At 68.6% G+C, this 26,405-nt stretch carries 23 protein-coding genes; 4 read left to right on the top strand and 19 right to left on the bottom strand.

Annotated features, from left to right (window positions below; translation table 11 throughout):
* Positions 1 to 168 precede the first annotated feature (168 nt).
* Positions 169 to 1,353 (top strand): hypothetical protein, encoded by a 1,185-nt coding sequence (locus ACGWYJ_RS08115; protein WP_395105052.1) that lies wholly within the window; start codon positions 169 to 171, stop codon positions 1,351 to 1,353.
* On the opposite strand, the gene ACGWYJ_RS08110 is transcribed toward ACGWYJ_RS08115, so the two are convergent.
* The 19 genes from ACGWYJ_RS08110 to ACGWYJ_RS08020 form a co-directional block, all read right to left on the bottom strand.
* Entirely contained in the window at positions 1,254 to 1,880 is a 627-nt protein-coding gene (locus ACGWYJ_RS08110; RefSeq protein WP_395105051.1) for a 4'-phosphopantetheinyl transferase family protein, read from the bottom strand. The genes ACGWYJ_RS08115 and ACGWYJ_RS08110 overlap by 100 nt on opposite strands.
* Positions 1,881 to 1,945: 65 nt before the next feature.
* The gene (locus ACGWYJ_RS08105) at positions 1,946 to 3,286 is read right to left on the bottom strand and encodes an MATE family efflux transporter (RefSeq protein ID WP_395105050.1); all 1,341 of its coding nucleotides are present in this window, start codon (positions 3,284 to 3,286) and stop codon (positions 1,946 to 1,948) included.
* A gap of 70 nt (positions 3,287 to 3,356) precedes the next feature.
* Positions 3,357 to 4,511, bottom strand: a complete 1,155-nt coding sequence (locus ACGWYJ_RS08100; protein WP_395105049.1) for an acyl-CoA dehydrogenase family protein — start codon at positions 4,509 to 4,511, stop codon at positions 3,357 to 3,359.
* The gene (locus ACGWYJ_RS08095; RefSeq protein WP_395105048.1) at positions 4,504 to 5,166 is read right to left on the bottom strand and encodes a hypothetical protein; all 663 of its coding nucleotides are present in this window, start codon (positions 5,164 to 5,166) and stop codon (positions 4,504 to 4,506) included. The genes ACGWYJ_RS08100 and ACGWYJ_RS08095 overlap by 8 nt, the downstream gene beginning before the upstream one ends.
* Entirely contained in the window at positions 5,163 to 5,981 is an 819-nt protein-coding gene (locus ACGWYJ_RS08090) for a hypothetical protein (RefSeq protein WP_395105047.1), read from the bottom strand. The genes ACGWYJ_RS08095 and ACGWYJ_RS08090 overlap by 4 nt, the downstream gene beginning before the upstream one ends.
* 131 nt (positions 5,982 to 6,112) lie before the next feature.
* Positions 6,113 to 6,388: an acyl carrier protein gene (locus tag ACGWYJ_RS08085; protein WP_395105046.1), complete on the bottom strand. Its 276-nt coding sequence runs from the start codon at positions 6,386 to 6,388 to the stop codon at positions 6,113 to 6,115.
* Complete coding sequence (locus ACGWYJ_RS08080) at positions 6,385 to 7,683, bottom strand: type III PLP-dependent enzyme (RefSeq protein ID WP_395105045.1); 1,299 nt, start codon at positions 7,681 to 7,683, stop codon at positions 6,385 to 6,387. The genes ACGWYJ_RS08085 and ACGWYJ_RS08080 overlap by 4 nt, the downstream gene beginning before the upstream one ends.
* 5 nt (positions 7,684 to 7,688) lie before the next feature.
* Positions 7,689 to 9,023: an ATP-grasp domain-containing protein gene (locus ACGWYJ_RS08075; RefSeq protein ID WP_395105044.1), complete on the bottom strand. Its 1,335-nt coding sequence runs from the start codon at positions 9,021 to 9,023 to the stop codon at positions 7,689 to 7,691.
* A gap of 76 nt (positions 9,024 to 9,099) precedes the next feature.
* Positions 9,100 to 10,050 carry a 3-oxoacyl-[acyl-carrier-protein] synthase III C-terminal domain-containing protein gene (locus ACGWYJ_RS08070; RefSeq protein WP_395105043.1) on the bottom strand — a complete coding sequence of 317 codons (951 nt, stop codon included), beginning with the start codon at positions 10,048 to 10,050 and terminating at the stop codon, positions 9,100 to 9,102.
* The gene (locus ACGWYJ_RS08065) at positions 10,047 to 10,322 is read right to left on the bottom strand and encodes an acyl carrier protein (protein WP_395105042.1); all 276 of its coding nucleotides are present in this window, start codon (positions 10,320 to 10,322) and stop codon (positions 10,047 to 10,049) included. Before ACGWYJ_RS08065 ends, ACGWYJ_RS08070 begins: the two co-directional genes overlap by 4 nt.
* 37 nt (positions 10,323 to 10,359) lie before the next feature.
* Positions 10,360 to 12,111 carry an acyl-CoA dehydrogenase family protein gene (locus ACGWYJ_RS08060; RefSeq protein ID WP_395105041.1) on the bottom strand — a complete coding sequence of 584 codons (1,752 nt, stop codon included), beginning with the start codon at positions 12,109 to 12,111 and terminating at the stop codon, positions 10,360 to 10,362.
* Positions 12,108 to 13,829, bottom strand: coding sequence for an acyl-CoA dehydrogenase family protein (locus ACGWYJ_RS08055; protein ID WP_395105040.1), 1,722 nt, complete (start codon positions 13,827 to 13,829; stop codon positions 12,108 to 12,110). The genes ACGWYJ_RS08060 and ACGWYJ_RS08055 overlap by 4 nt, the downstream gene beginning before the upstream one ends.
* The gene (locus ACGWYJ_RS08050) at positions 13,826 to 15,592 is read right to left on the bottom strand and encodes a fatty acyl-AMP ligase (protein WP_395105039.1); all 1,767 of its coding nucleotides are present in this window, start codon (positions 15,590 to 15,592) and stop codon (positions 13,826 to 13,828) included. Before ACGWYJ_RS08050 ends, ACGWYJ_RS08055 begins: the two co-directional genes overlap by 4 nt.
* Positions 15,593 to 15,637: 45 nt before the next feature.
* The gene (locus tag ACGWYJ_RS08045) at positions 15,638 to 17,065 is read right to left on the bottom strand and encodes an NB-ARC domain-containing protein (protein ID WP_395105038.1); all 1,428 of its coding nucleotides are present in this window, start codon (positions 17,063 to 17,065) and stop codon (positions 15,638 to 15,640) included.
* A 204-nt stretch (positions 17,066 to 17,269) separates the two neighbouring features.
* A complete protein-coding gene (locus ACGWYJ_RS08040) occupies positions 17,270 to 17,989 on the bottom strand; it encodes a response regulator transcription factor (RefSeq protein WP_395105037.1) in 720 nt (239 codons plus the stop codon).
* A 375-nt stretch (positions 17,990 to 18,364) separates the two neighbouring features.
* Complete coding sequence (locus ACGWYJ_RS08035) at positions 18,365 to 19,723, bottom strand: condensation domain-containing protein (protein ID WP_395105036.1); 1,359 nt, start codon at positions 19,721 to 19,723, stop codon at positions 18,365 to 18,367.
* Positions 19,724 to 19,805: 82 nt separating this feature from the next.
* Complete coding sequence (locus ACGWYJ_RS08030; RefSeq protein ID WP_395105035.1) at positions 19,806 to 19,934, bottom strand: hypothetical protein; 129 nt, start codon at positions 19,932 to 19,934, stop codon at positions 19,806 to 19,808.
* A gap of 107 nt (positions 19,935 to 20,041) precedes the next feature.
* Entirely contained in the window at positions 20,042 to 23,218 is a 3,177-nt protein-coding gene (locus tag ACGWYJ_RS08025; protein ID WP_395105034.1) for a BTAD domain-containing putative transcriptional regulator, read from the bottom strand.
* An 821-nt stretch (positions 23,219 to 24,039) separates the two neighbouring features.
* On the bottom strand, positions 24,040 to 24,720 hold the full coding sequence (locus tag ACGWYJ_RS08020; protein ID WP_395105033.1) for an ISAs1 family transposase: 681 nt from the start codon (positions 24,718 to 24,720) through the stop codon (positions 24,040 to 24,042).
* Here ACGWYJ_RS08020 and ACGWYJ_RS08015 point away from each other — a divergent pair.
* Genes ACGWYJ_RS08015 through ACGWYJ_RS08005 form a run of 3 tightly spaced genes read left to right on the top strand, consistent with a single transcriptional unit; the run spans position 24,604 to position 25,963 of the window.
* Complete coding sequence (locus ACGWYJ_RS08015) at positions 24,604 to 25,110, top strand: urease accessory protein UreD (RefSeq protein WP_395105157.1); 507 nt, start codon at positions 24,604 to 24,606, stop codon at positions 25,108 to 25,110. The two genes, ACGWYJ_RS08020 and ACGWYJ_RS08015, sit on opposite strands and share 117 nt — an antisense overlap.
* Positions 25,107 to 25,598 (top strand): CrcB family protein, encoded by a 492-nt coding sequence (locus ACGWYJ_RS08010; RefSeq protein ID WP_395105032.1) that lies wholly within the window; start codon positions 25,107 to 25,109, stop codon positions 25,596 to 25,598. The genes ACGWYJ_RS08015 and ACGWYJ_RS08010 overlap by 4 nt, the downstream gene beginning before the upstream one ends.
* On the top strand, positions 25,595 to 25,963 hold the full coding sequence (locus ACGWYJ_RS08005; RefSeq protein WP_395105031.1) for a fluoride efflux transporter FluC: 369 nt from the start codon (positions 25,595 to 25,597) through the stop codon (positions 25,961 to 25,963). The genes ACGWYJ_RS08010 and ACGWYJ_RS08005 overlap by 4 nt, the downstream gene beginning before the upstream one ends.
* Positions 25,964 to 26,405 lie beyond the last annotated feature (442 nt).

Raw genomic sequence — 26,405 nt, 5'->3', positions numbered from 1 at the left:
TCGGCCAAGATGCTCCCCAAATTACGCGAGGGCCTTCCGGAACCGCCATGACCGGAACTTGATTTTCCGATTTTTCCGCCGTTTTGCCGATCGAATTCCTGGCGCCCGCGCCGGCGGCTCACTTGACTGTTCCCAAGCCGAATCACATCGATATCGAGGGGGGATCTCGTGACGAGACGAGGCCGCACCGCGGAGCTGGGAACCGTCCTGACCGAGCTCCTGGCGGAGCGCGAACGGCCGATCACGGGAGCGCACCAAGTGAAGGCGGCTCGGTCCCTTCGGCGACCACGGACGACCGCCCTGCCGCCGCTCGACGAGACAGCGCTGCGCCTCTATTCCCACGCGCTGAAGAACGGCATGCTCCGAGAGGCGGATCTGGCGGATCTCTCCGGCGGGCACGCTACCGCCGCCTTGCGGACGGCCTTCGCCCAGCTGTGCGAACTGGGCCTGCTGAAAGAGCACGACGGACGCCTCGGCACCTACCTGCCGGTCGATCCCCGGCTGGTCGAGGCGCGGCTCGGCGGCGAGTGGCGGGCCACCGCGGGGCACCTGCTGGAGCAGGCGGCCCGGCTGTCCGAACTCCTACCGCCGTTCGGGCGGGAGTTTCGCGAGCTTGCCGAGGGCGGCGGCCATGACGGCGACGAGCTGGTGTACCTGACCGACGAAGACCTCATCCGCGCGGCCGTCCGTGAGGCGGTCGAGCAGAGCACGGACGAGGTGCTCACCGCCCAACCCGTGGGCCCTCGCCCCGCGGGCGTCCTTGAGGAGGTGCACGAGCACACCATCGCTCTGCTGGAGAGGAAGGTCGATGTACGCATGCTCTACCAGCACGCGGCTCGTCATGATCCGCAGCTGCGGTCCTATTTCGCGGACCTGAAGGCACACGGTGCTCAGGTGCGCACCTTGGACCACTTCTGTGAGCGGCTCATCGTGGTGGATCGCAGCACGGCGTTCCTGCCGGCGGACGCCCGGCACAACACCGCCATGCTGATCCGAAGCCGCCCGCTCGTCCGCTTCGTCGCGGAGGTCTTCGAGCACAACTGGAATCGTGCGAAGGTGTTCGACGGCACCCACAATCCGAAGGCCGCCGCCCTGGTCAGCGACTGGTTGAAAGAGACGATCGTCCGCTGCCTCATCGAAGGCGAATCGGACAGTGCCATCGCCAAGCGGATCGGTCTCAGCCCGCGCTCCTACGCCACGCACGTGGCGAAGCTGAAGGCCACCTACGACGCTCAAAGCCGATTCCAGCTCGGCTACCGGCTGGGACTGGCGATGGCAGCCGACAGGTCGAACGGCGACGCGGCCGAGGGAGCCTCCCGACCGTCTGATCCAAGGCACACCGCCGCGACGTAGCCGTCGGGCGCGTCGATGTCACAGACCCGGCCGGGTTCATCGGCGCGCATTTCCGCCACCGGATGGCGCAGGGCGTGGATCACGCCGAGGCCCCGGGCCTTGGCCCACGCCTCCTTGCGCACCCAGGTCCTGTGATAAGCGCGGGGACGCTCGGCCGGTGACACAGCAGCTATTTCCTCCCGGTCGCTGCGAGGAAAGTAGCGCGCGAGCGACGGCACCGCGGCCGCCCGCACTCGCACGAGTTCCAGATCGACGCCTACCGGCCGTCCCGGGGAGATGCCGAGCAGCGCCCAATCGCCGGAGGTGCTCAGGTTCCAATGAACGCCGACGGCAGCGGCGGGGGCGACCGTTTCCGGCTTCCCCCGTGGGCCCAATGAGTAGCGGAGTTGAACAGGGTCCACGTCGCAGAATTCGGCGAGCACCATGCGCACCCTGCCGTGGACGAGCGCGTAGTTCTCCCGCAGCGCCGCCGTGGGCAGCCGGCGCATCCGATCTCTTTCGTCGTCGTCCAGAAGCCCACGCAGCATGGGCCCGCACCGTCTTTCCTCCGCCAAGCGGATGTACCGAACGACCGGCCCCGCCGACGTGCGCGTCAACGCTCGCACGTTCCCAACTCCTTGGCGCCGATCAGGCGCACCCGCCAGACGGTCAGCGGAACGACGACCGGGGCGCCCACCACATTCGCCCCCACGATGATCCAGAAGAAGGTGTCGTGGGCGCCGCCCGGCTCGACGAGGGCGGCTCCGAGGCAGATGACCGTGGCGAAGTAGACGATATTGAGGGTCAGCGCCAGCGAGCCCTCTCCCAATTGCTCCAGCACGGTGAGCGCCATCAAGACCAGGCACAACAAGGGCAGTGTGGGACCGATCAGTTCGAGGTACCGCTCGACCAATGGGGCCACCGTCGAGGCTCCTGAGACGATCCGGGCAAGCGGCCCGGCCGCCGCCCAGATGATGAGGGCGACGACGGTGTACCAGAGAAGGGTCAGCTGCGCGCCGGCCCGGAAGGCGGCGCGCAGCTCCTGATGCCTTCCACTTCCGATCCTGTGATTCATCACGATCGCGGTGGCAGAACCGAGAGCGATCGTCGGCACGATGACCAGCATTTGTACTGTGTAAGCGGTCGAGTAGGCGGCCTGGAGGTGTGCGCCGAGCGGCGCGAGCACCCACAGCGCGGCCAGGCTGAAGCTGCTGAGCAGACCGAACGAGGCGGCGACCGGCAGCCCGACCCGGGCAAGCAGGCTCGCGGCCGAACGGACGTCGGGATGGGCGCGCAGGCTCGGTGGCAAGCTCCGGCGGCCCATGGCGAGCAGAAGACAGGCGCCCACCGCCGCCTCCGCGAGGATCGCCCAGGGGACGCTGAACACGCCCAGTCCGGCCGCGCCGGCCAGCCCGGCGACGACCGCCACCTCGGTGGTGGCGGCCGCTCCGGTGACCACGGTGGCCATGCCCGCCCGGCCACGACCGCGCAGTATCCCGGCCCCGACGACGGGCACGATCCGCACGATGTTGGCCAGCGCCGTCCAACGCAGGAAGGACTCGAAGCGCCCAGACTGGTCGGCGCTCACGTCCATGACATCCGCGACGAGCGGAGCGCAGACCAGCAAGGCACATACCGCGATGGTCATCCATACGGCGCCGAGCAGCAGGAAGCCGGCGCCGAGGTGGGCCTCCTGGTCACGGTCGCCGCGTCCATGGGCCCTGGCGGCGGCCACCTGAGTGGCGATGCCGATGCCCTCGCAAACGGCGGCGAAGCCGAACGCGACGGGCATGTACAGGGAGCGGAGGTACAGCTCGGTGTCGCCCGCTCTGCCGAGCGCCATCACGATCAGGGTCTGGGCCAGGACGCTGATCAGTCCGCCCGCGGCCAGCGGGAGCGCGAGGCGGCGTATCTCCGCCCGGACTCCCGACCCGGGACGTGATGGCCGGGGCACTGGTGAAGGGTTTGCCGCTACCGCGGGGCACTCCGCATCCTCATGTGATGCGCGTCGTGCCGCGGCCCCTTCAGACACCGGTCAGCCGCCCCTTCAAATGGCTCTGCACATAGGAGAGCTTCTGCATGTGGGACGTGCCCTCCATGAACTCCAGCCCCAGCGCGTCCCGCGCCAGTTTGTCCAGCAGCGGGTGGTCGAGGCGTGCCCCGGAGCCGAAGAAGCGTGGAGCGAGAGCGGTCGCCTGCTCGGCGAGCGCCACGGCGCGCACCTTCGCCACCGAGCCGAGGGCACCGTCCGTCGGATCGGCGTCGACACGCGCCGCCGCGAGCCGCACCAGGCGTCTTACGGTGTGGATGCGGGCCGCCAGCTCATCCAGCCGGTGCCGCTCGGCGACCCGGAGCGTGCGACGGTGGTCGGTGACGTACTTGTGCGCGGCTCTGGCCACACCTAACGCCATCGCCGCCACGCCTGGGCGGAACTGGTGGAAGGTACGGGTCACCGCGTTCATGCCGCGGGCGGTAGCGGGCAGATGCCTACCCAGGAACCGGTCCTCGCTGACCGGCACCTCCCGTAGCGTGATCGCCGACAGCCCGGCCGCCCGCAGCCCGACGGTCGGCAGCGGTACGGCGGCGAACCCGGGCTCGGACGTTTCGACCAGGACGGCGGTGACGCCCAGCGGCCCGCCCGAGCGGCGTGCCACGACCACTCCGAGGTCGGCCCGGGCCGCACCGCCGACGTAACGTTTCGCGCCGGTCAACCTCCAGGCATCGCCGTCCCGGTGCAGACGGGTCGTCAGCTGTCCCGCGTTGGATCCCTGCGCGGGTTCGGTGAGTGCGAAGAAGGTCCACCGCGGGGCGCTCAGCAGCCGCTGGTAGTACCACTCCTTCTGCTCCTCGTCGGCGAGTTGCGCGACGATCACGCCGGACAGGGACGGCCCCGGTGCGGCGAGCACGGCGGCGGCGTCCGCCGAGGCCAGCTCCTCGATCGCCACGACACGCTCGATACAGCGGGTGCCGTCGTACACGTGGGGACCGAGCCTCAAAGGTGAGGGCTGGCGGTCGGCGGGGATGAGCAGGGTGGCCAGGTAGCGCAGCGCCGGCAACTCGATCAGCTTCTCGATGTTCTCCGGGGAGGCGTCCACCTCCAGTGCCAGCCGGTGCACTTCACCGGACCACTCACGCATCTGGGCCTGCAGCCGCTGGAGCCGTTCGTCGAGCTCAAGCACCGTCGCTCCCCTCGTCCTCCACCGGATCCGGCAGATAGGCGTCGGCGATCAGTTCGGAGATCCAGGTGACCGCACCGACCCCGTTCGCCTCGAAACCGCTGGCTCCCATCAGGTGCAGCAACAGCCGGTCGGCGGTGCTGATCCCCAGGGACGCCTGGACCGCGGGCCGCCCGTCGTCCAGCGTCGGCTCTCCGAGCAACAGCGCCTCCGCTTCCAGCTGTTCCGCGAGCGCGTCGGCGAGCGTGTCCTGCACCATCTGCCGAGCGACGAGCCGCTGCTCACCTGAGTGACGCTCCCGCAGCCGCTCAACGGCCTGCGCGCGCAGCCGGTGGGACAGGCCAAGGCGTAGCCAGGCCACCGCGCTCCGCCACCAGGGCGGTTCCTCCCCGAGGCGTTCGCCGGAGGACCGGCGAAGCATGGCGACCTGGTACTTTCCCTCGTCCGGCCGTTCCACGGCCACGATGTCCAGACAGGCGGAGCGCTGCCGGTCGGTGAGCACGCCTAAGGGGACGACGGCATGCCCGCCCGGCCCGTAGGGGATGTCACCGTCCTCGCTCTGCATCCGACCGGCGACAAGATCGTCGAGCGCAGGGGCCAGCCCCTTCTCCGCCGCCAGCCGGCACAGCCGCGGACCTCTTGTCAAGGGCCCGGTCATGCCGCTGCTTCCTTTGTGGCGGGTACGGCGTCAAAAACGCACAGGTCCCAGCTGCCTCCCGTGTTCTCTTGGCGGGCGATGTAAAGCCGTTGACAGCCATCGGTGGCTCCCTCCGTCAGAACGTCGACCGCTGTAAGCCACAGCCGCATAGGTTGCGCCGGCCCGGCGACCGGCCAGAGACCGACGGCCCCGTAGGCCGTTCCAGGCAGCCGGGACAGGACCTCCTCCTGCAGCGCGTCCGCGGGGCCCACCACAGCGATCCGGGCACGATCGCGCAACGGTGGCAGGGACCCTTCGAGTGACGCCAGAGCGGTTACGAGACCTTTCGGCCCGTCATGGGGCACGGACACCCCGGTGCGGGTTGCGCGCAACGCCCAGCCGTGCGAAGCGCCCCGGTCGGCCGACCGGAAGACCATGCCGACCGCCAAGTCCTCCGCGGGTCCGGGAGCGGCATCGATACCGGCATGCGTCGTCTGATCGAGCAGGACCACGAGCGCGTTCTCTGCCCATCCGTGCCGGAGGTGGCGCCGGACCAGATCGAGGGCCGTGACGGCCGCGGTCTCACCCTGGTCGCTCACGGCGAAGCACAGCGGGTCCCCCGCGCATTCCAGGCTCACCGTCCCCGACAGCGAGCGCCTCGGGTCACAGTCCACTCGTGCGTGAGCGAACACGACGAGGTCGAGCGATGGCAGCGGACGCAACTCGGCCAGGATTCGTTCCAGCAGCAAGGAGTAGCCGTTGTGGTTCCCCTCGATCCTCCCGGAACTCTCCGCGCCGTAGGACGACAGCATGTCCCGCAGATACCGCTCGATCATCGGATCGGCCGTTCCCGCCCCGGCGGGCTCTCCCAGGACCGTCCGGGACTGAGCGGCCAGGAACGGATCCCCCGACCTCGTCCGGGGGTCCACCCGCACCGGCCGGTAGGTCCTTATCCCCTCTCTTCCCTTCATGAGATCGCTTTTTTGATGTACGCGCTGAGCGATCCGACGGTGGCGAAGTGGTCCTGCTCGAAGGTGTCGGGGTCGAACTCGACGCCGAGCCGGCTCTCCACCGCCATGAGCAGTTCCAGCACGGCGGTGGAGTCCAGGCTGAGGTCCTCGAAGAGGCGTGTGCCGGAGTCGGCGTCCGGCAGCTCGCGGTTCAGGACCTCGGCGAGTGCCTCGATGACGCTGCGGACGATGGCCTGGAGGTCGTGGTCCTCTGCGGTGGTACCGGTGCTCATGTTCGATCAACTCCCGATGGGACGGTGGTGGTGTGCAGCGGCAGTCGCTGCTTGGCGAGAAGTTCCTCAGGGAGATCGCGCTCCCGTACAAGGTGGGGCGTGCCGTCCACGACCAGCACCTCGGCGGGATGGCCGTGACCGAGGAACAGGACGGGCGACGCGGAGGGACCATAGGCGCCCGAACGGTGAACGCCGATCAGATCCCCTGGCCGGAGCGGCGGCAGCTCGGCCCGCTTGACCAGAGTGTCGTTCGGCGTGCAGAGCGGACCGGTGACGTTCCACAGCTCGGCGCCCGGCCGATCGACGTCGGTGAGCACCTGAACGGGGAAGTTCCGTTTGACGAACGACCCGGTGCCGACGGCCGCCATATGGTGGTTGGTGCCGCCATCGGCCACGGCGAACCGTTCGCCGCGGGAGGTCTTCACATAACGCACCCGCGTGACGTAAATGCCCGCCGGGGCGGTCAGATAGCGGCCGAGCTCCATGATCACACGCAGTCCCGGCCGGCGCCGCACGGCGTCGCGCACGAGCGGGTTGATCCCGTCCACCACGGTGCCGATGTCGAGGTCCCGCTCGCCCTCGAAGTACGCCACGCCCAACCCGCCGCCGACATCGACGATGTCCAGCGGGAAGCCCGCCGAGGCCGCGAGCCGCTCCGCGAGCTCAAGGATGCGGCGGGTGTTCTCCACGATCGCGGACGCGTGCAGCAGCCGGGTTCCCAGGTACGCGTGGACGCCGCGTACGCGCAGGCGCGGCCACCGTGCCGCGACATCGCCGAGGGCGTCGAACTGGTCCTCGTCGATACCGAACTGCCGCGGCTTGCCCCCCATGGTCAGCCCGGAACCCTTCACGCTGAAGGAGGGGTTCACACGCAGCAGGACGTCCGGAGTGCGGCCGTGATCGGCGGCCAGGTCGTCGAGCAGGTCCAGCTCACCGAACGACTCGCACACCACGAGGCCCACGCCCTCCTTGACACAGGCGGCGAGCTCGTCGGCGCTCTTGCCCGGGCCGAGGAACATCGTCCGCTCGGCCGGGACACCGGCCCGGGCCGCGGTCAGCAGCTCGGCCATGGACGACACTTCGGCTGAGGCGCCGACCTCGTGAAGTTGCGCACAGACGGCGACGTTCGGGTTGGCCTTGAGTGAGAAGTACACGTCCACCGCGGGATCCAGCCGTTCCCGCACGGTGCGGTATTGGGATCGGAGCACGTCGGCGTCGTAGATGAAGAGCGGCGTGCCGAAGGTACCGGCGAGGTCGCTGATGGGAATGCCCTGAACCGTGAATTCCGTGGTCATCGAGATCATGCTCCGAAGCGTTCGTTCAGCCTGGCCGTGATCTGGTCGTCCAGCGCGGCGACACGGGCGCGGTCGGCGCCCACCACCAGCCCGTACAACCGTCCCTCGGCCTCGGCGCCGGGCTCGCTCACGGCCAGGGGGGCGTTGACGGTGGCGAAGTTGTTGACGATGAGGCCCTCGCCGCCCGGCTCCGTGACGAGCAGGTCGTCCAGCACCGCGGCCAGCTCGGCGAACGAGACCGGCGCCGTGCAGCGCACGAGGTAGTGGCGGGCCAGGGCGACGCGCTCCGGGCCGACGGCCTCCGAGCGAAGCCGCTCCTGATAGCTGGACATGTTGAGCCGTGCGTTGATCTCCACGATGGGGTAGAGCCCGCCGGCCGGGTCGACCATCGCGTCGACGCCGACCACGCCCACGTAGCCGTCCGCCGCCAGGGCCCGCCCCACCATCTGGGCCGTCCGGCGAAGCTCCTCCATCTGGGGGCCTGTCAACGATGCCGGCATGAGATGGCCCTTGTGCACGCCGTTCTCGGTGACGGCCTCCTTCACGAAGTCGAAGTGCACGGACCCGTCGCGGCCCACGGTGAACTGGTAGTTGAGGTCCGCGGACTTCGGGACCCACTCCTCGATGAGAAGGTTGAGCACCGTCGCGCCGTGCCGTTGCCACCGTCGCCGGGTCATGGTGTCCAGACGGCTCAAATGCCGCGCGTCGCGGATCCTGACGATGCCCTTGCCCGAGACGCCGTAGGCGTCTTTGACGGCGATGCCGCGGCCCTCGGCCAGCAGCCTTCCGGCTCCCAGCAGCGCCTCCCCCCACTCGTCCAGCGAGGCGCAGGCCCAGCCGCGAGGTTGCCGGATGCCAAGCCGATCGGCGAGCCGCCTGCTGTAAAGCTTGCTGTTGACCTTCTTGCAGATGTCGGGCGCGGCGGTGCCCAGCGGAAGGCCGGCCTCGACCGCCAGCCGGACCTCCAGGTCGGAGGCGCCGTGCGGTATCAGGATCCCCCCGCGCTCGGCGACGCGCCTCAGCTCGCCGATCAATTCAGGCCGGTCGAGCGCCTCTTCGGTGACCGAGCGCGCCGGATCCGTGCTACCGCTGATCAGCACGCGCGGCAGCTCCAGGCCCGCCTTGCCGAGGTAGTCCAGGTACACGGGGTCGGGCGGCTCCTTGAGCACGACGACGTCGCCCGGGCCCGCGAGCAGCAGCGCGAACTCGTCCATGTGGCTCACCATGGCGTCGGAGGCCGCGAAACCGACGGAAGGCAAGCCGAACTCTCCGTGCCCCCACCGCCGTTCGACCTCGAAGTTGGCGAGCATGACGAGCGGCGCCTGTGGGGCGGCCCGCATGGCGCTCCTGAGCCGGTGCGTGAAGTTCTGAACGGACACAGGTGTCCCCCTGCGTGGTTGGTCGTTTGCGGAAGGCTCAGACCTTCGGGTCGGCCTTTTCGAGGACCATCGCCGAAAACGTCGCGCCAAGGCCGACCGCGACCATCAGGTAGATGTCGCGTGCCTTCAGTCGTCCCGCGGCCTCGGCCGAGCAGTGGTTGATGAAGGCGTCGGCGCAAAAGCAGTGCCCGGTGACGGGCACGTTGTCCAGATAGACGCGGTCGACGGGGTAGCCGAGGTGACGGCTCAGGCGCACCCATGAGATCCGGTTGACATTGTGCGGCAGGATCAGGTCGACATCGGCCATGGAGATCCCCGCCGCGTCGACGGCGGCCTGCATCACTTCCGCCACCGTTTCGGTGTAGATCTTGCCGAACCGGGCCGCCTGTTCCGGGGAAATGGTCAGCCCTTCGCGGAATTCGCCGCGCGTACGGGTCGCGTAGGAGAGCACCGCGTCACCCGGTCCGGCATCACCGCCGACGAGGACGGCCGCCGCGCCCTCCCCCATCACCGCCGTGCCCGGGATGAACTGGGCGCTGGTTGTGAACGCCTTCTCTCCCGTCAGCACCAGTGCCAGCGCCTCCGGGTCACCGTCCGAGGCCAGGAGCCGACCGGCCAACTCGACCGCCAGCAGTCCCGAGGCGCAAGCATGCTGGGTGAGCGCGAAGGCTTGGGCATGCTCCAGGTCGAGTTCCCGGAGGACCCGCCGGAGCACCGTGCCGGGGTCCGGGGCGACCACCTGCAGGGTGCGGGCAGCGATCACGTACCGGATCCGGTCCCGCTTCTCGGGGAGCGTGGTCAGCCGTTCTCCGGCGGAGACCAGCAAACCGGCCAGGTCCAGTTCCGGCGCCCAGCGCACCGAGTTCAGCCCGTAGTAGCGGCGCAGCAGCCGAACGTCCGCCTCGCTAGGACCTCCCGGTCCGCAGACCACTTCGATCGGCACCTCCTTCTCCGGGAGGAATGCTGCGACTTCCGCCAGTCGTGTCATGTCTGAGCCTTGCGGAGGAAGGCGGCCACCGCGTCCGCGAGCCGCGTGACGGTGTCGTGATCCCAGACCAGTGTCGCGGGCACGGACACGTTGAAGTGGTCTTCGATGTCGCCGCAGAGCGCGACGGCGTAGAGGGAGTCGAGACCATAGGCGGTGAAGGATTCATCCGGATCGATGTTCTCCGGCGACACCTTCACATAGTGGGCCACCTGCCGGGTGACCCATGCGTGGATGGTTTCCGCGTCCTCGCGCGGCTGCTGTGCGGTCGTCACCTGGTTCACTCACCTTGTCGCTGCGGTCAACGGTCGGTCATCCTGGGATCGCACGTGCGGTCAGATCGAAGAGCCGTCTCTCCTCATGGCGTCGAAGCGACTGCTCGAACAGCGCTTGCTCCGACTCGGCTCGCTCCTCGTGCGTGAGCACCCTGCCGCCCGGCATCCGTGCGGCCAGCCGGTCGAGCGCCGCACAGAGCCACGCCTCCTCGGCGAGGAACGCCACGCCGGCGTTTCGCGCGTGCCACCACGTACCGAGGCACGCCGCCGCCGCCAGGACGGCGGTATAGCGAGCGGCCAGGTCGTAGGCAGCGGGTGAGGCGTCGATGGTGAGGTCCGCGGGAGGCATCTCGGCGCACTCCCGGCGCAGTCCGGCCAGCTCTTCGCGGAAGCGCCGCGCCAGCCGACCGGGCGGCCCGGCCAGTTCGGCGGCGAGGGTGACAAGGGTGCCGCTCAAATTGTCGGTGCGGGTGCCCCCGGGCAGAAGGGAGGTGAAGTCCACCCGAGCCGGGACGGAAGAGGAGGGCCCGAACAGCGCCTCGGGCGCGGGCCCGTCGCTGAACCAGGACCGGCGTGCCAGGCGCGGCAGGTGCGGCAGGATGGTCACCTGACACGCCGCCCGGGACGCATGTCCGAATCCAGCGGGTGCGAGGTCCCGTGCCAGTTTCTGGAAGATGCCGTAAGGGCCTTGGCGGAGGTAGGCCCTCGCGCCGATGACGCCGCGCAGTTCGTCCATGGCGTCGATGAGCAGCCGGGACACCAGGTACTTCACCGCCGAGGCGGTCACCGGTGTCTGGTCCGGTGCTACGCGCAGCTGCCGGGCGACCACCCGGCAAAAGGCGTCGGCCATCAGCAGATCGGCGAAGACCCCGGCCAAGGTCGAGCGGACCGGTGGGATCTCCGCCACCCTTCGCCCGTACAGCCGTCGGTCCAAGCCGCACGCCAGCGCGGTCCGCAAACCGGTGTCGACGATCCCGAGACCCATCGCGGGCAACGCCAGCCGGGTGAGCTGGAAGGAGCGCAGCGCCGTCTCGATGCCGCTCCCTTCACGCCCGAGCAGCGCCTTCTCTGGAAGGCGGCAGTCGCTGAACACGGCGCCGCCCAGGTTGACGCCACGCATGCCCGAACTCGGGAAGCGAGGCAGGAAGTCGATGCGATCATCGGTGAGGGCGTCCCTGGGCACCAGGAACTGCGAGTGGCTCCGGCTGCCGAGTGCCTCGTCGGTGCGCGCGAACAGGACGAGGGCGTCGGCCCGGTAGAGGTTGGTGATGACCTCCTTCCGTCCGTTCAACACCCATTCCCGGCCGCTTCTGCGGGCGGAGAACTCGGCCCGTGAGAAGTCGTTGCCATGGGCCAGCTCGTGGTAGGCGGAAGCCACCCGCCGATTGGACAGCAGCAGCTCGGCCACGTCGGCCTGCTGGTCGATGCTCCCCGCGGCCCAGACGTTGACGCCAGCGATGAAGGAGCTGAAGCCGTAACCGAGTCCCAGGCAGGGGTCGCGACGCCACACCGTACGCATGATGTCGGCGAAGGTCTCCATGTCGTGGAACCGGCCGCCGTGGTCGGCGGGGACGAATTCCGCGTTCAGGCAGTAGGTGTCGAGCACCTTCTCCGCATCCGGGCTGGGTTCCGCGCGCTCGTCGGCCTGCAGCAAGGCGGCGAAGCCGACCGGGTTGGCGTCGTCCCAGGGGTCGCCGAAGAGTTCATCGAGATGGTCGAGACGAGCCGTAACCGAAGAGAAGGCCGGGCCGTTCTCTGGCCGTCCCGCAAGCGGTGTGGCGCCGGTCATGGTCGCACTCCTTCATCGGCGGCGAGCAACGAGCGCAAGGAAAGCGGCGCGCCCTCCGCGACCGCGTGGAGGAGCCAATCCATCGCCGCCTCCGTGGCCGGGATGGAGACATGGCCGCTGCCCGGCTCGGACGGCCCATGGCTCATACGTGGCAGCAGCTCGGCCAACGTGACCGGAAGCCACCAACCGACGCGGCCACCGCGTCCGCCTTGCCACAGGTGTAGGCAGGCCGCCGCCGCGTAGGCCGCTTCATACGCCTCGGCCAGTTCAAAGGCGACGACTGACGGGAACGGCGACGGGCTGACGCGTGAGAGCCCCTCGTGTAGTTCGTCCAAGCACTTCTTCAGGTCGGTGGCGAACGGAATTTCCGCATTGCCTTCCTCCTCGGAGAGGATGCGGGGGAGGGCCTGGACCGCGCTACAGCCGCGTGTCGCCGACAGCACGAGCCGGGTAGCGTCCAACGGCGGCACTTCGCGTCCCAGATCGGCCGTCAGGGCCAGCGCGGTGGCATCCTCGCGGCCCTCGGCGTACCCCCGCACCAGCCGTGGGAACTGGCCGATGAGCGCGGCCCGGTTGACGAGCGTGCTGCCGTCGAAGATGGCGACGATCTGGTGGTCGCGCTGCAGTTTCTGGAACATCCCGTCAGCGAAGGCCGAGAGGAGGAACGAACGCGCGCCCAGCAATTCCGCCAGTTCCTTGATCACCCAGTCGATCCATGTGGGCACGGCCGCCTTGACGACCGCGGAGACGATGCTCAGCTCCTCCGTCAGGGTGTGGACGCTCCGGGCGGCGAGGGTGCAGGCCGCTTCGGCCGCGAGCAGCACGCCGAGGCAGCGGACCAGCCTATGGCGAACGATGGGACGCTCGATGAGTGGCCGATCCTGGATGATCCGCTCGCTCGCGAAGCGTACGGACAGCCGCAGCGCGTGCTCGGCCGCGCCCAGCGACAGGCCGGTGGCGGCGACGCGGGTGAGCTGCAATGCTCGAAGCACCGTCTCCACCCCGGTCCCCTCCGGGCCGACCATGGTGTCCTCGGCGATGACCGCGTGGTGGAACGCGATGCCGCTGATGTCGGCGCCGCGAATGCCGACCGTGCGGAACTTCGGCAGGATTTCGTAACCACCCTCCGCCAGCCGGGCCTTGTCCACGAGGAACAGGCTGTGGCCGCGACCGCCGCCGACGGGATCGGTGCGGGCGAGCACGCAGATCTGATCGCTTCGCGTGGCGTTGTTGATGAGCCACTTGACGCCGTTCAGCTCGTACCCTCCGGGCACGCGTAGCGCGGTGACCTCGCCGGAGAGCAGGTCGGCACCGTGGTCGGGCTCCGATAGCGCCCAGCTGACGGGGCGACCGGCCAGCACCACGTCCGCGAGCCGGGCGCACTGGGCGTCATCGCCGGAGAGCCACACCGAGACCGAGCCGAGAAAGGTCTTCATGTGGGCGACGGCCACGGTGATGTCATGCGCCGCCACCGCCCGGACCAGCCGCAGCAGCCGCTCGTGATCGGACCATGTCCCGCCAAGCGTCGTGGGCACGTACGCGGCGGCGAGACCCAGCCCATCGAGGATGGCGCAGGCCACGTCGGGGAAGGACTCGTCGTGGTCGGCACGTGCGGACCACTCTGCGGTGAACGTGCCGTCGGCGGTAAGGGCGTGGGCCAGCGTATCGGGGAGGCCGGACGCGTCCCGGTCGGCGCTCCTGTTCTCGGCCGCCTTCATCGCCCGGCCCCCACGGCCTGCTCTCGGCGGGCGTCAGCGCGCCGCCGGGTACCCGCGTCGAGCAGCGCGTGGCGCCAGGTGAGGTCGCCGCGCAGGAACCGGTCCCGCATCGCCAAGCGTTGGATCTTCCCGCTTGTGGTCCGGCGCACGGAGCCCCGCCGAACCAGGACGACGTTGTCCACCGCCAGGCCGAGGCGCGCGGAGAGGCGTTCCTGGATGGCGGTGACGATCGCGGGCAGTTCGTGCGCCGCGGTGCGCGGATGAACCTCGTGCACGATCACCGGGATCTCGTGGGTCTCGCCCGGCACCGAGAACGCGGCGCCGACCAAGCCGTGCAGCGCGGAATGGGAGGCGCGCGCCTCGACCTCCAAGTCCTGCGGGTAAAGGTTACGGCCCCGGATGATCAGGATTTCCTTACGTCGGCCAGTCACGTACAGTTCGCCGTCCACGACCGCGCCCAGGTCGCCCGTGCGCAGCCAGCCCGTGTCGCCCCGGGTGGTGCCACGGAACGTCCGCTCGGTGGCGCCGGGATCCCGCCAGTACCCGAGCCCGACGCTCGGTCCACGCAGCCAGATCTCACCGATGGTGCCCGGAGGGACCTCATGGCACAGCTCGGGATGGACGATGCGCAGGTCGAAATCGTTGGGAAAACCGCATCCGACAAGCGGCCAAGCGGCCTCGCCGCCGGCTTTCAGTTCGCCGTGAGCCAACCGGTCCAGATCCGCGTGGAAGACCCGTGGAAGGGTATCCGATGAATTCGCGCTGACGAATACCGTGGCCTCCGCGAGGCCATAGCCCGGAGTCACCACACCTGGGGCGAGCCCGGCTCGCGCGAACCGTTCCGTGAATTCCCGCAGCACTTTTTCGACGATCGGCTCGGCGCCGTTTATCGCGAAGCGCAGGCGGGATAGGTCCAAACCGTCCAGATCGGCGTCGGAGACGGTGCGCAGGCACATGTCGTAGGCGAAGTTCGGGGCGGCGGTGATCGTGATCTCGTGACGGTCGATCACTCGCAGCCAGTCCTTCGGGCGTTTCAGGAAGGCCATCGGTGGCATGAGGACGCACGTCATGCCGAGCACCAGCGACGTGCTAAGCATCGCGAACAGCCCCATGTCGTGGTGCATGGGAACCCAGCCGCCGATACGGTCGTCCGGCCCCAATCCGAGGGCCTCGGCGAGGGCGCCGGCGTTGGACTTCATATTGGCGTTGCTGATCATCACGCCCTTCGGGTCACCGATGGATCCCGAGGTGTACTGCAGCACCGCGAGGTCGCCCGCCGCCGCGGTGGCGAAGGGCTCGATACCGTCGTCCGGCAGGGGTTCCACCAGCCGCACCAGCGCCCGAGCCTCCGGCGCGAGCGCGTTCCGCAGTTCTTCGACATCTCGTTCCATGGCCAGCACCGCGCCCGCTTCGGCGTCCCGGACGACGCCGGCGAAGCGGTGCGCGGCTTCCCGCGAGCTTTCCGGCGTGGGCACCGGGACGGCGACGAGGCCGCCGATAAGGCAGGCGACGTACGCCTCGGCGAACTCCAACCCGGTCGGCAACGCCAGTACCACTCGATCGCCTCGGTTCAGGCCATTCGCCCCGGCCATGAGCCAGTGCGCGCGCCGTGCGGCGCGGACGGCCAGTTCCCGGTAGCTGACCGACGTCCAGGCATCGTCGGCCGCATTGGCGACCACGATGAGGGCCGCCTTGTCCGGGAATGCTCGTGCATGCCGGAGAATCAGGTCCCCAACGCTGAAGTCATCCAATGTCTGGGGCATGTCCCATGGACCTCGACACTACTAGGGTTCGTTGTGTACGACTCATCAGAAGTGTCGACGACCCAGCGTTTCCCCGAAAGCTGCACATTGCTGCACTGCAGGCTTCTGCACCCGGCTGTTTTCCTGCGGACCGTGTGGTCGCTCGCCATCCCTGGGCCTGCCATCTTCGCAACCAAGCAGCTGGCTGACGTATAGGCGAACGGAATCGTGCAGCCGGTAGCGGTGGATTCCGCCGACCGTGGGGCTGGTCATGCGCACCATCTGCCAGTGCACCAGATCGTCGACGACATCGGCCGCGGCCACAGTGGTCATTTCCAGGACGTGGGCCGCTTCCTGAACGTCGAAGGCGCCGCGCAAAGAGCCGAGCCGATGCAACGCATGCCGTGCGGTCTCCGGCAGCCTGCGGAAACCGGCTTCGACGCTTGAGGCCACCGACAGGTCTCCGATGCGGAGATAGCGCATGCGCAGGTTCTCGTCCGCCAGCCGGTCAGCAAGGTCGCCCAGTTTCCGATGTGGTCGGGCGGCGATCCACCACCCAGCGATATGCAGCGCCAGCGGAAGACCTTCGCACGACCGGACGATGCTGTGGACGGCGGCGGGCTCGGCTTGCGTGCGCTCCCGTCCGGCCAATCGCGCCAGCAGCAGAACGGATTCCTGTAACGACAGCGCTCCCAACTCGATGGTGTGGCCCCCTGGGAGGGCCCAAAGTTTGCAGCGGGAAGCCACAAGCACTGCGCTACCGGACAGGCAGGGCAGCAACGGGCGGATCTGTGCCTCGCTGTCGACGTTGTCCACGACCAGAAGCACTCGCCGGTCGGCGAGGACGGCGCGAAGCATGGCCGCGCGCTCCTCCGCGGATCGCGGCCACCGATCCACCCCCAGCGCCCTGAGCAGGCGAGCCGTCACGTCGCCGACGAGCGGCACGTCATGGGAGCCGTCGAGGTCCACGAAGACCTGGCCGTCCGGGAACCGTTCCCGCAACTGATACGCGGCGTGGAGGACGACCGCGGTTTTGCCGCTCCCAGGCGGGCCCGTGACCATGAGGAGCCGGCCGGAGTTCGGCGCCGCGAGGTCGTTGGCCAGCCGCCGGCGCACCTCGGCCAGGACGTGACCGCGGCCCACCAAGATCGATGTCGCGGCCGGAAGCTCAGAAGGGCGTTGCGGGTACGTGAGGGTCGGCGGTTTCCACACGCCGTCCGCCCACCCCGCGGCCGCCATCAATCGTCCCGCCTCGCCGCCGGACAGTTCCAGGGCCGACGCGAGCAGTTCGCAGGTTCGCTTCCGGGGACGTTCTGTGCGCCCGGTCTCCAGATTGCGAATGGTCCGTACGCTGAGCCCAGACCTCCCCGACAGTTCCTCCTGGCTGATCCCGATGGTCCTGCGCAGGTCGCACAGAAGCCTGCTGAAGGCCCGCAGTCCGATACGGTCCGTGCCCTGCTCCGGCCGTTCCTCGAGCAGCACCGACGACGTCATTTGATTCCTGTCCCTTGATGCCTCATCCGGTCTTGTCGGCTCTCCTCGGTTCGAGGAGAGCCGGGCTTCGCCGGGGGACGCCCCGGCCCTCGGGTCGCCGACACGATGGGCGGCGTCATGCATCCTTGGTGCTCGTACGGCCGCTCCGCCAGCCGCGCCCGAGCGGAGGAGCAGGCGCCGAACTGGGCATGGCCGCTCGATCGGCTACGGGAGCAGGCCCTCTTGGATCGCGGTCACCACGGCGCTGGTCCTGTTAGGACTGTCGAGTTTGATGAGCACGCTGGCCACCAGTCTTTTCGCACCGTGTTCGGAAATGCTGAGCCGCCTGCCGATCTGCTTGTTGCTGAGGCCGTCCGACAGAAGTCGCAGAGTCTGCAGCTCCCGGTCCGTCAGAGCCCGGGAGCGGAACCTCTCCTGCTGCGGAGGCGCGGCGCGACCGGCGAGAAGCCGCTTGGCCAGGGCCGCCGGGAGCACCACCTCGCCGATCATCACCTGCGTCAACGCGCGGGCGAGAGTGCCGCGGTCCAGCTCGGACTGGAGCAGCAGACCATCGGTTCCGGCGACGTCGTTGGACTGGATCATCATGTGCGGATCCGTCAGGAGCAGCAGCACCTTGAGCGATCCCCAGGCGAGTACCTGGCTCAGCGTGAGGGGCCAGTTCTTCTCCGCCGTCGAGAGTATGAGAATGCTCCGTGATCCGGAGGCCAGCCCAGGAGCGATCTGGTCGAAGGTCTCCCCGGAGCGGACGGACGCCACGAACGGGATTCCGACCAACAGCGTCTCCAGGCCGCTGCGGACGACATCGTCCCGCATCACCAAGGTGACGTGCGCGGTCCTTTCCTCGGCGACGTATCCCTCCCGCGCGAGGCCGAGACGGCGATTGAGCTTGTCCTGATCGGTCACGGCGTGCGAATTTCTGTTCATGATTTTCCCTGATCACGAGTCCGACGCGTCATGCTGACGTCCGTCCCTCATTCATGGGAGCGCTCCCACACGCACCCATGAACCCCCTGTGGTCACGACTTGATTGATTGACGCTCGACCGTCTGCGGTGAACAGTCCCGCAGCCGGTTGCCGGATGAAGGTGAGGTCACGGTCGGCAGACCGGGACGCTCACGGCCGAGAAGGAGAAGGAGGGCACTCTTCCGGTTGATCGACGTGCCACTCCCGATGCGGTCCGGCCCGTTGAACGGCGTGGCCGGCCTGCTGCTGGCGTGATCATTGAGTGTGCCGGGGCCTCCCGCCGCGCTCTGTCAGGTCCTGTCCTGTTCCGTGTCGTGCGCGCACCACGTCCAGGCCCTAGCTCTGTGCATCTCCCGTGCGGATCGTGTTTCGGTCCGGCCCGGACCCGTACAACCCGTCGGCGGCATCGAAAAGCTCCGGAAGCGAGTCCGCCGCCTCCTTTTCCGCGGCGACCACGAGCAACGCCTCGAGATCACGGAGGAACCTTCTCGCGCGGTCCCGCGGGAGCATGCGCGAGTCGGAACGCAGGTGCAGTTCCAGGGCGCCCGCCGTCGAACGCAGGCGCAGGAAGAAGGTCAGGTTGTCCCGCTCGACCCCGGGATCGCTGCCCAGGCGGGTCTCGGGAAGCGCCGCCCTGATGTCCCCTGGGGCGACGGCGGCCCTCGATGCCGACCGGGGACGGGTGTCGTTCAAGTAATACGAAAGGTCCAGCTCGCAGCCTCGTTCGACGCCGATCTTCGCACGGAGTCCGTCGCTCGCCTCACGATCGCACTGGGCGTTGCGGTAAGCGGTGAGTGACGCGGACCAGGCGCTGTGAATCACGTCACCGAAGGTCGGCCCGGTCAGATCCACCGTCGCCGGCACCTCCTGGACCAGCGGGCCGACGTGTTCGCGGAGATCCGGGTCCGTCCTGTTGCCCGCGATGAGCAGGACGGTGGCATGGGACGTCCGCGCCGCGCGCCCGAGCAGGAGCGCCATGGCGGCGAGGAGAACCGCCGACGAACTGCCGCCGTATCGAACGCTCAGGGCATCGGCCGCGAGCGCGGCCGCCCGGGAACGGAGCCAGACCGCGGTGTAGCGGGGTGTCTCCGGTTCCCCGGGGTCACCCGGGAGGAGCGTGACGGGCATGCGCTCCAACTGCCTGCGCCAATGCTCGATCGAACGTTCCAGCCGGCGCTGTCCCGACGGTTCCCTTTCCCGGGCGGCCAGTTCGATCGGCTGGATGGCGGGGGCGGGCATCGGCCTTCCGCTCATCATGGCCCGGAGCTCACGGGCGAGTACCTGCTGCCCCTGGTAGTCGGCCGCCATCTGGGAGATGACCAGGCCCATCCGCCGCGGCTTCCCGTCCACTTCCAGAAGCAGAGCTCGCACCGGCCACTCGACGGCGTGATCGAAGCCTCGCTTGATCGCGTCGGAGATCGCCCGCTCGACCAGTGCCTCGGTATCGACGTCCTCCGCGGTATCGATTTCGCACATCTCGACGACCACCTCTCCCTCCGGGCACACGGTCTGGACGACCGCTCCGGAGGCGTCCCGGTGGAAGAGTGTGCGTAGCGATTCCTGTCGCGTCACGATTTGGGACAGCGCATGGAACACGCCTTCCCGAGTGGTTCCGTCCGGTACGTCGATGGGGGCGAGCGATGTGTAGAAGGATGTGTCGGGCATCAGGCGTTCGACGTCGATCCAGGCGCTCACTTGCCCACGCGTCGCCGGTGCCACAGCGCCACGCGCGTTGCGCACGGGAACGTTGTGCCTCGTGAATCGTGGCATCCGGAGCTCAATCCCTTTCGTGCTGCTCGCCGATGCGGTCGCCGGTCTCGACCAGTCCGATGACCCGCGACTCGCCGTCCGAGCGCATCGTCGGCGGGCCCGATCGCGCCACGGTGGTGTTGATCTCTTGTCTCACTCGATCAAGCATCGGGGGCGGCGGTTGCGGGATGGTTGCACCGTGGTTGCGCCGCAGGTGTGCCGTGGTTTCACAGGAGGTCCCCACGACGTGCTGGTCATGCCGGATCAGGGCATGGACCCCTGCGGCCCGGCGCACGCCGCCACATCGCCGGAAACCATAGCGTCCAGCAGCCTGGTCAGCGTGGCGGCCTCAACGGTGTTGGGAATCCGTTCGAACAGACGGTGAGCACGCCACCAGGAGGCTAGGGCCGCGTTGGGCGCACCAAGGCTGCACTGGGCGTGACCCAGGGCCTTGAGAGCCAAGGCATGTTCGTGGATGCTGCGTAGCTTGGCGCTGATCTCGACGGCCTTGGCGAGGTGGGCGACCGCCTGTTTCGGACGGTTGAGGGCGTGGACAAGCTGACCGAGCATGCGCAGTCCCGCGCCTTGGCCAAAGAGCACGCGGTGTTCGTTCAGCACCGAGAGCCCCGAGAGCAACAGATCGCGAGCCCCGGGACGTTCGAACCTGCGGTGCAGGTCACCAAGGGCGAGCTCGTGATAGGCCCTGAGGAGTCGTTCGCCACGCTGATCGCACTCGGCGAGGCCATCGTGCAGCCGGGCGATCACCTGATGAGCGGTCTCCTCATCGCGGCAGGCCGCCGCCAGCTCCCAGAGCGCGAGCACTCTCTCATACGCGGAGCCGGTCTCCTGCGCCAGGTCCAGGCTGCGCCGCGCGCAGGCGATGGCGCGATCGTAATGTCCTCGCTCACGATTGATGAGGGCGCGCATATACCACAATCGGGCCTGGCCGAGCCTGTAGTCGATGCGTTCCGCCTGGCTCATGGCCCGGTCCGCCGCAATGAGCGCGCCGTCGTAATCGCCCTTACGGCGCAGCGAGAAGAGCTGGAGGGAGAGCACGTCGACCTCGCCGTGCTGGATGCCCAGTTTCCGGAACGTCGTGAGCGCCTGATCCTTATTGTCCAAAGCGGTGAGAGGCGAGGTCCTCAATCCGACGACCCGCAAAAAGCCGAGATTGCGGGACATCACTGCCTTGCCCAGGTCGTTGTGCGCGCGGATGCACATGTCCAGCGCGAGTTCGTGGGTCTGTTTCCAGTCCTCGTGCAGTCCGCGGAAGGCGAGATAGTTGACCACGCATGCCGACAGCTCCCAGGCGAGCTCGTCCAGCCCGGCATGGCAAGCCTGCGCTACGCAAGCCACCAGAGCGCTTCGCTCGCTGTCGAACCACGCCAGCGGGTCGGCGACGAGCGCGCGTGTCGTTCGCTGATCCGGCTTCCAGCGAGGCGCCGTGCCCCGAACGTCGGCGACCACTCGCTCGGTGAGCCCGTTGTCGGCCATTTCGGCCACGGTGAGCCAGGCTCCCAGCGCCCGAGTGAGGGCGCCGACCCGTTCGCCCGCGGTCTCCTCGGCCTCGGCGCACTCGCGACCGTACAGCCGTACCAGATCATGGAAGGCGTAGCGAAACTGGCCGCAGTGATCTGTGCCGGTGAAGCGCAGCAGTCCGGCATCGAGCAGTTCATCGATGTGCTCGTCGGCTTGTTCGACGCTGCAATCGACGACCGCGGCGAGCGCCCACGATGTGAAGGTGGGCGCGTCGAGCAACGCCAACAGCCGGAACGCCCTTCTCTCCTCGGCCGTCAGCGCGCCATAGCCCAAGGCCAGGCTCGCCCTTACACTCAGATCGCCCACCGCCAGTTCGTCCAGGCGTCGGCGCTCGTCCCGCAGCAGGCGGGACAGATGCGCCAGGCTCCAGTGCTCACGGGCGGCAAGGCGCGCCCCGGCGATCCGGATCGCGAGGGGGAGGTGATCGCACAGCTCGGCGATCTCCATCGTGGCCTCCGGCTCCGCCGCCACCCGCTCAGCGCCCGCGACCCGCTCCAGCAGCACCTGGGCCCATTGCGGATCGAACCCGTCCAGCTCCAGGACATGGGCGCTGAGCCCACCCAGCCGACGGCGGCTGGTCATCATCACCGCGCATGTCGCACTGCCCGGCAGCAACGGACGAACCTGCCGCTCGTCACCAGCGTTGTCCAAGACCACCAATATCCGGCGACCTGCGACCAAGGCCCGGTACGACTCCGCGCGCGCCTCCAGTCCCTCGGGAAGCGCCCGCCCCTGCATACCCAAGGTGGTCAGAAACCGACCGAGCACCTCGTTGGGATCGGCGGGCGTCCCTGTGCCATCGCCGACGCCGTGCAGATCGACATAGAGCTGCCCGTCCGGAAACGCCGCGCGCAGGCGATGCGCCACGTGCACGGCGAGGGTCGTCTTCCCTACCCCGGCCCGGCCCACCACCGACACGACCGGCACCGCCGGTGACCGACGATCGCCGGACAGCCGTTCGAGCAGGAACTCCACCTGTTCGCCACGGCCGGTGAAGTCCTCGATGTCAGCGGGCAACAACGCCGGGACGGCCGTCGCGGGCTCGACCTGGGGGACCGGCTTCGTGGCCTGACCCGAATCCGGTCGCGCGGCCGCCATCCGCCCGAACGCGCTGGTGACCGGCTCGTCGGCGTGCAGCAAGATTTCCTGTGCGGGCTTGGTCAGAATCTCGTCCTCGCGAAGAATGGACTCGTGGATGCGCCGCAGCAGCGGGCTGGGCTGGACCCCGAGTTCTTCCACCAGCGTGGCGTGCGCCCGCCGGAAGACCTGCAGCGCCTCGGCCTGACGGCCCGTCCGGTACAGCGAGACCATCAGCAGGGCGCACAGCCGTTCCCGGTAGGGCAGCTCGTCGGCCATTCCCGACAGATCGACCACCACCTCGGCATGCCTGCCCAGATCGACCTTGACGGCCAGCAGGTCCTCCCGCGCCCGTGACCGCTGCTCCGCCAGCCGCCGCGCCTCGTCCGCGATGGTCGGGACCTCGCCGAGTCCGGCGTACGCGGGCCCCCGCCACAGCTCCAGCGCCTCTTCCAGGCGTGCCCCCGCCGTCTCCAGGTCCGCTTTCGACCAGGCATACCGTCCGCGTTCGGCCAGTTTCTCAAAACGCCACGAGTCGATCTCATCGGGTGTCACGGTGGCCGCATATCCGCCCTCACCGTAGACGATGCGCCCGTCCTCACCCAACGTTTGGCGCAGGCGACGGACATACACTTGTAGCGTTTTGCGTGCACTGCGTGGCGGAGCGTCTCCCCACAGTCCCTGCAACAGCACCGGAACCGGCACTGACCTACCAGCCCGGCACAACAAGACCGCGAGCAGACGCCGCAACATCACGGCACCCGGCGTTATGGTTTGTCCGTCGCGCGCTACCTGTAGGGGTCCAAGGACGCCGAACTCGATCACGACACAAGTATCTCCGCCACTGCCAGCCACTAGGAATTGCGATCATTCGAATGGTACGGCAACGGTCATGGAAGCGCTGCGCGACGAGAAATCTCCCAAGGAGGCACTCTCCCAGGTTTCCCATTGTGACGAGAGGCTGACAGCCAGTGCGGACGCGTGCCGAGAATTTCATCCGAGGGGCTACCCCCATACCGAAACCCACCCGCGAGTGCAAGGTGTACCGCCGTGTGGTCCTGGACACTTCCCGGACACTTCCCCGCGCACGGTGGTGGGTTGGCCGATCGCCTTGGCCCAGACCGCCGCACTGGCCACCAACGCCCTCGAAATGGCCGCCAGAACCGGCGGCCGTCGCACGGAACGCTGAAAAATTCGATCGGTGCGATACATTTCCTGGACGTTCACCCAACGCGTCAGGGGCTTCCGGCCGCCAATCGGACTTGACGCGGGCAGAACAAGATCGTGGCACCAAAATAGCCGGACCTATATTAGTTCTACATGGCTGCGGGAGCCCCGGCCCAGGGCTTTGAGGACGCGGACATCCTGGTCACCGCAGCGATCCGCCTGAACGCCTATTCCACTCGCCCCGCTCCGAGGCGATCGTCGACGCCATCCGATCGACTGTCTTCCATTTCGGACGTTTTTCGATCCGCATTACATTGTGATCAAAGGAAGGTTCGTGTCGTCCTCGTCGCCGGACACGTCCACTGCGCCGCGGCCATCGTTGCGGAAGCGCTCGCTGGATGCCGCGCTGGTGATTCCCCGTGGAATCGCCCAGGTGGAGTTCCAGCCAGGGCCTCGGCACAGTCGAATGATGTCCGTTTTCAGATGAGGCCGAGGAGGGCGAGCGGGCGGGTGGCGTCGCGGGCGTTGTGTCGTAGGCGGGTGGCGATTTTCGTCGCTCCTGCCAGGCGTAGGGCGCCGATGGCGAGGTTGCGCCAGGTGGCCATGGCTCGTGGTGCGTTCCCGGTGCGTAGCTGGGAGGCGTCTTCGGCGAAGGTGGTGTCTTTGATGTGGTGCAGGGCCTCGATCCGCCAGTGATCGCGGATCAGCTCGGCGAGCTGTGCAGGTGTGGCCTGTTCTGCGGTCAGGCTGGTGATCGCGTAGACGGTTTTGATGGTGATCTTTCCGGTTCTGCGGTGGACGCGGCGGCGTTTGAGCTGGATGGCCTGGCGGGCGCCGGGGAACAGCAGGCCGGTGACGGTGCAGACCTTGATCCGGCGGATCTCGCCGCGGCCGTGGCCGGTGCTGCGGGTGCGGCCCTGCAGCGGAACCCGGTTCCACGGGAGTTTCTTCAGCTGCTTGCGCAGGGTGCGCTGGTTGGCCTTGACGATGGCGATGTAATGGGCGCCGCGGGCAGCTATGTCGAGTACCTGCCCGCGACGACGATTCCCTTCGCCGGAGCCCGGTTCTACCAGCGCATGAGCGTCACCGCCGACCCGGAGGCCACCGTCGTCCTCGGCGAGAAGCTGATGGCGGGACGGCTGGCACGCGGGGAGCGGCACGCCTACACCGCGTACTGCACCGACCTGGAGGTGCGCGATCCGGACAGCGACCTGCTGTTCGCCGACCCGATCAGGCTCGTCCCGGCCGACCGCGCCGCGACCGGCGCCGCGGTCATGGGCGACTTCGGCCTCATGGCCAGCCTCTACGTGCTCACCTCGGCGAGGCCCGCCCAGGAGGTGTCCGACACGATGCACGAGGCGCTCACCCGGACCGGGATGCTCGGCGGAGCGAGCGTCCTGCCCGGCGGCCACGGAGCGTGGGCCCGGATGCTCGGCGAGCGGTCACCCGAGGTGGACGCGGCCTTCTTCCAGACCTGGGACGCCGTCCGCCGGCTGCTGCTGGGCGTACCCGCGCCGGACAGAAGGGAACAAAGGCCGGAGCCATCGTGAGGGAAACGATGAAAGGCCGCCTGGCCGATCGTGAACACGCCGAGGCCGTCGCCCTCAACCCGCACAAGGGCCCGCCACCGCCGCCGAAGCTGAGACCCCGCGTCATCGTGGAGATCGCGGCGGGCGGTGCGGCGGGTGTGCTCGCCAGGTACCTGCTCGGTGCAGCGATCCCGGCCACGAGGACGGGATTCCCGTGGAACATCTTCACCGTCAACATGCTCGGATGCCTCGCCATAGGCGTGCTGACCGCGTACTTGCTGAACGGCAGGCCGCACCCGCTGGCACGGCCGCTGGCGGTGACGGGTTACCTGGGCGGCTTCACCACGTTCTCGCACCTCATCGACGGCGTCTACACCATCGGTGACGGCGGCGGAGCGGGCTTGGCCGCCGTGTACGCGGTCGCCAGCGTGGTACTCGGCTGGATCGCCATCGCCATCGGCCTGGTGATCGGCCGGAGGATTCCTCGCCACCCGAACGAGGCCACATGACGACGCCGACGATGGGCCTGGTCCTCGCGGGCGGTGCCGTGGGAGCGTCGCTGCGCTACGTCATAGACGGCTACGTCAAATCGGCCGCAGGCAAGTCGTTCCCCTGGGGCACGCTCTCGGTCAACCTGCTCGGTGCCGCCGCCCTGGGCGGCCTGCACGGGGCCGGCACCGGAACCTACACCGAGGCACTACTGGGCACCGGCCTGTGCGGTGCGCTGACCACCTTCAGCACCTTCGAACTCGACACCATCCATCTCTCCCAGGACGGCTCGTACGGCAGGGCCGCCGCCAACGCCATCGGCAGCCTCCTCCTCGGGCTCGCAGCCTTCATCGCCTTCCACGCCCTCTTCAGCCGGCTCACCTGAACCAACCCAGCCCGCCACGCACACGCATCCACGTCCAACGCAGACGGCCCCCAGACCACACGCACGAGCCCCAACTGTAAAAGCCGCGCTGGAGGACGCCCGGATACGGTTCGCCGGGCTTGGAGCAGGCCAGCATTGCGGGGGCCCCTCGCCTCGTCCCCGCGGCAACAGCACCTGAGGCAGCCTGGCAGGGACGATCCATTCCGCGTCCTTGGGCATCCTGGCCGAGAACCGCTCCAGCGGGACGGTGGCTTCGCAGGCGGCGACCCGTGGACGGGCACCGCTCACATCGCGAGAGCTACCTCCGCATCGCGGCAGTATCGGGGCGACCACACCTTGTCATGGAACGCTCCTTCCATCAGTCTGGTGCCGTAAGCGCCGTCAGATGGCGCAGCGAGCCCGGTAGGCGGGCTTCAGCTCTCTGTCGACCCCCCAGCCCTCT

It is taken from the genome of Actinomadura sp. SCN-SB, assembly GCF_043906805.1.
Taxonomy (GTDB): Bacteria; Actinomycetota; Actinomycetes; order Streptosporangiales; family Streptosporangiaceae; genus Spirillospora.
This window is presented reverse-complemented; position numbering and strand designations above follow the sequence as displayed.

Coding starts and splice junctions, on each gene's coding strand:
- ACGWYJ_RS08070 (WP_395105043.1), bottom strand. CDS start 10,050: ATGACACGACTGGCGGAAGTCGCAGCATTCCTCCCGGAGAAGGAGGTG.
- ACGWYJ_RS08095 (WP_395105048.1), bottom strand. CDS start 5,166: ATGACCGGGCCCTTGACAAGAGGTCCGCGGCTGTGCCGGCTGGCGGCG.
- ACGWYJ_RS08085 (WP_395105046.1), bottom strand. CDS start 6,388: ATGAGCACCGGTACCACCGCAGAGGACCACGACCTCCAGGCCATCGTC.
- ACGWYJ_RS08040 (WP_395105037.1), bottom strand. CDS start 17,989: ATGAACAGAAATTCGCACGCCGTGACCGATCAGGACAAGCTCAATCGC.
- ACGWYJ_RS08045 (WP_395105038.1), bottom strand. CDS start 17,065: ATGACGTCGTCGGTGCTGCTCGAGGAACGGCCGGAGCAGGGCACGGAC.
- ACGWYJ_RS08090 (WP_395105047.1), bottom strand. CDS start 5,981: ATGATCGAGCGGTATCTGCGGGACATGCTGTCGTCCTACGGCGCGGAG.
- ACGWYJ_RS08060 (WP_395105041.1), bottom strand. CDS start 12,111: ATGACCGGCGCCACACCGCTTGCGGGACGGCCAGAGAACGGCCCGGCC.
- ACGWYJ_RS08110 (WP_395105051.1), bottom strand. CDS start 1,880: ATGCTGCGTGGGCTTCTGGACGACGACGAAAGAGATCGGATGCGCCGG.
- ACGWYJ_RS08005 (WP_395105031.1), top strand. CDS start 25,595: ATGACGACGCCGACGATGGGCCTGGTCCTCGCGGGCGGTGCCGTGGGA.
- ACGWYJ_RS08050 (WP_395105039.1), bottom strand. CDS start 15,592: ATGCCCCAGACATTGGATGACTTCAGCGTTGGGGACCTGATTCTCCGG.
- ACGWYJ_RS08055 (WP_395105040.1), bottom strand. CDS start 13,829: ATGAAGGCGGCCGAGAACAGGAGCGCCGACCGGGACGCGTCCGGCCTC.
- ACGWYJ_RS08080 (WP_395105045.1), bottom strand. CDS start 7,683: ATGACCACGGAATTCACGGTTCAGGGCATTCCCATCAGCGACCTCGCC.
- ACGWYJ_RS08075 (WP_395105044.1), bottom strand. CDS start 9,023: ATGCGGGCCGCCCCACAGGCGCCGCTCGTCATGCTCGCCAACTTCGAG.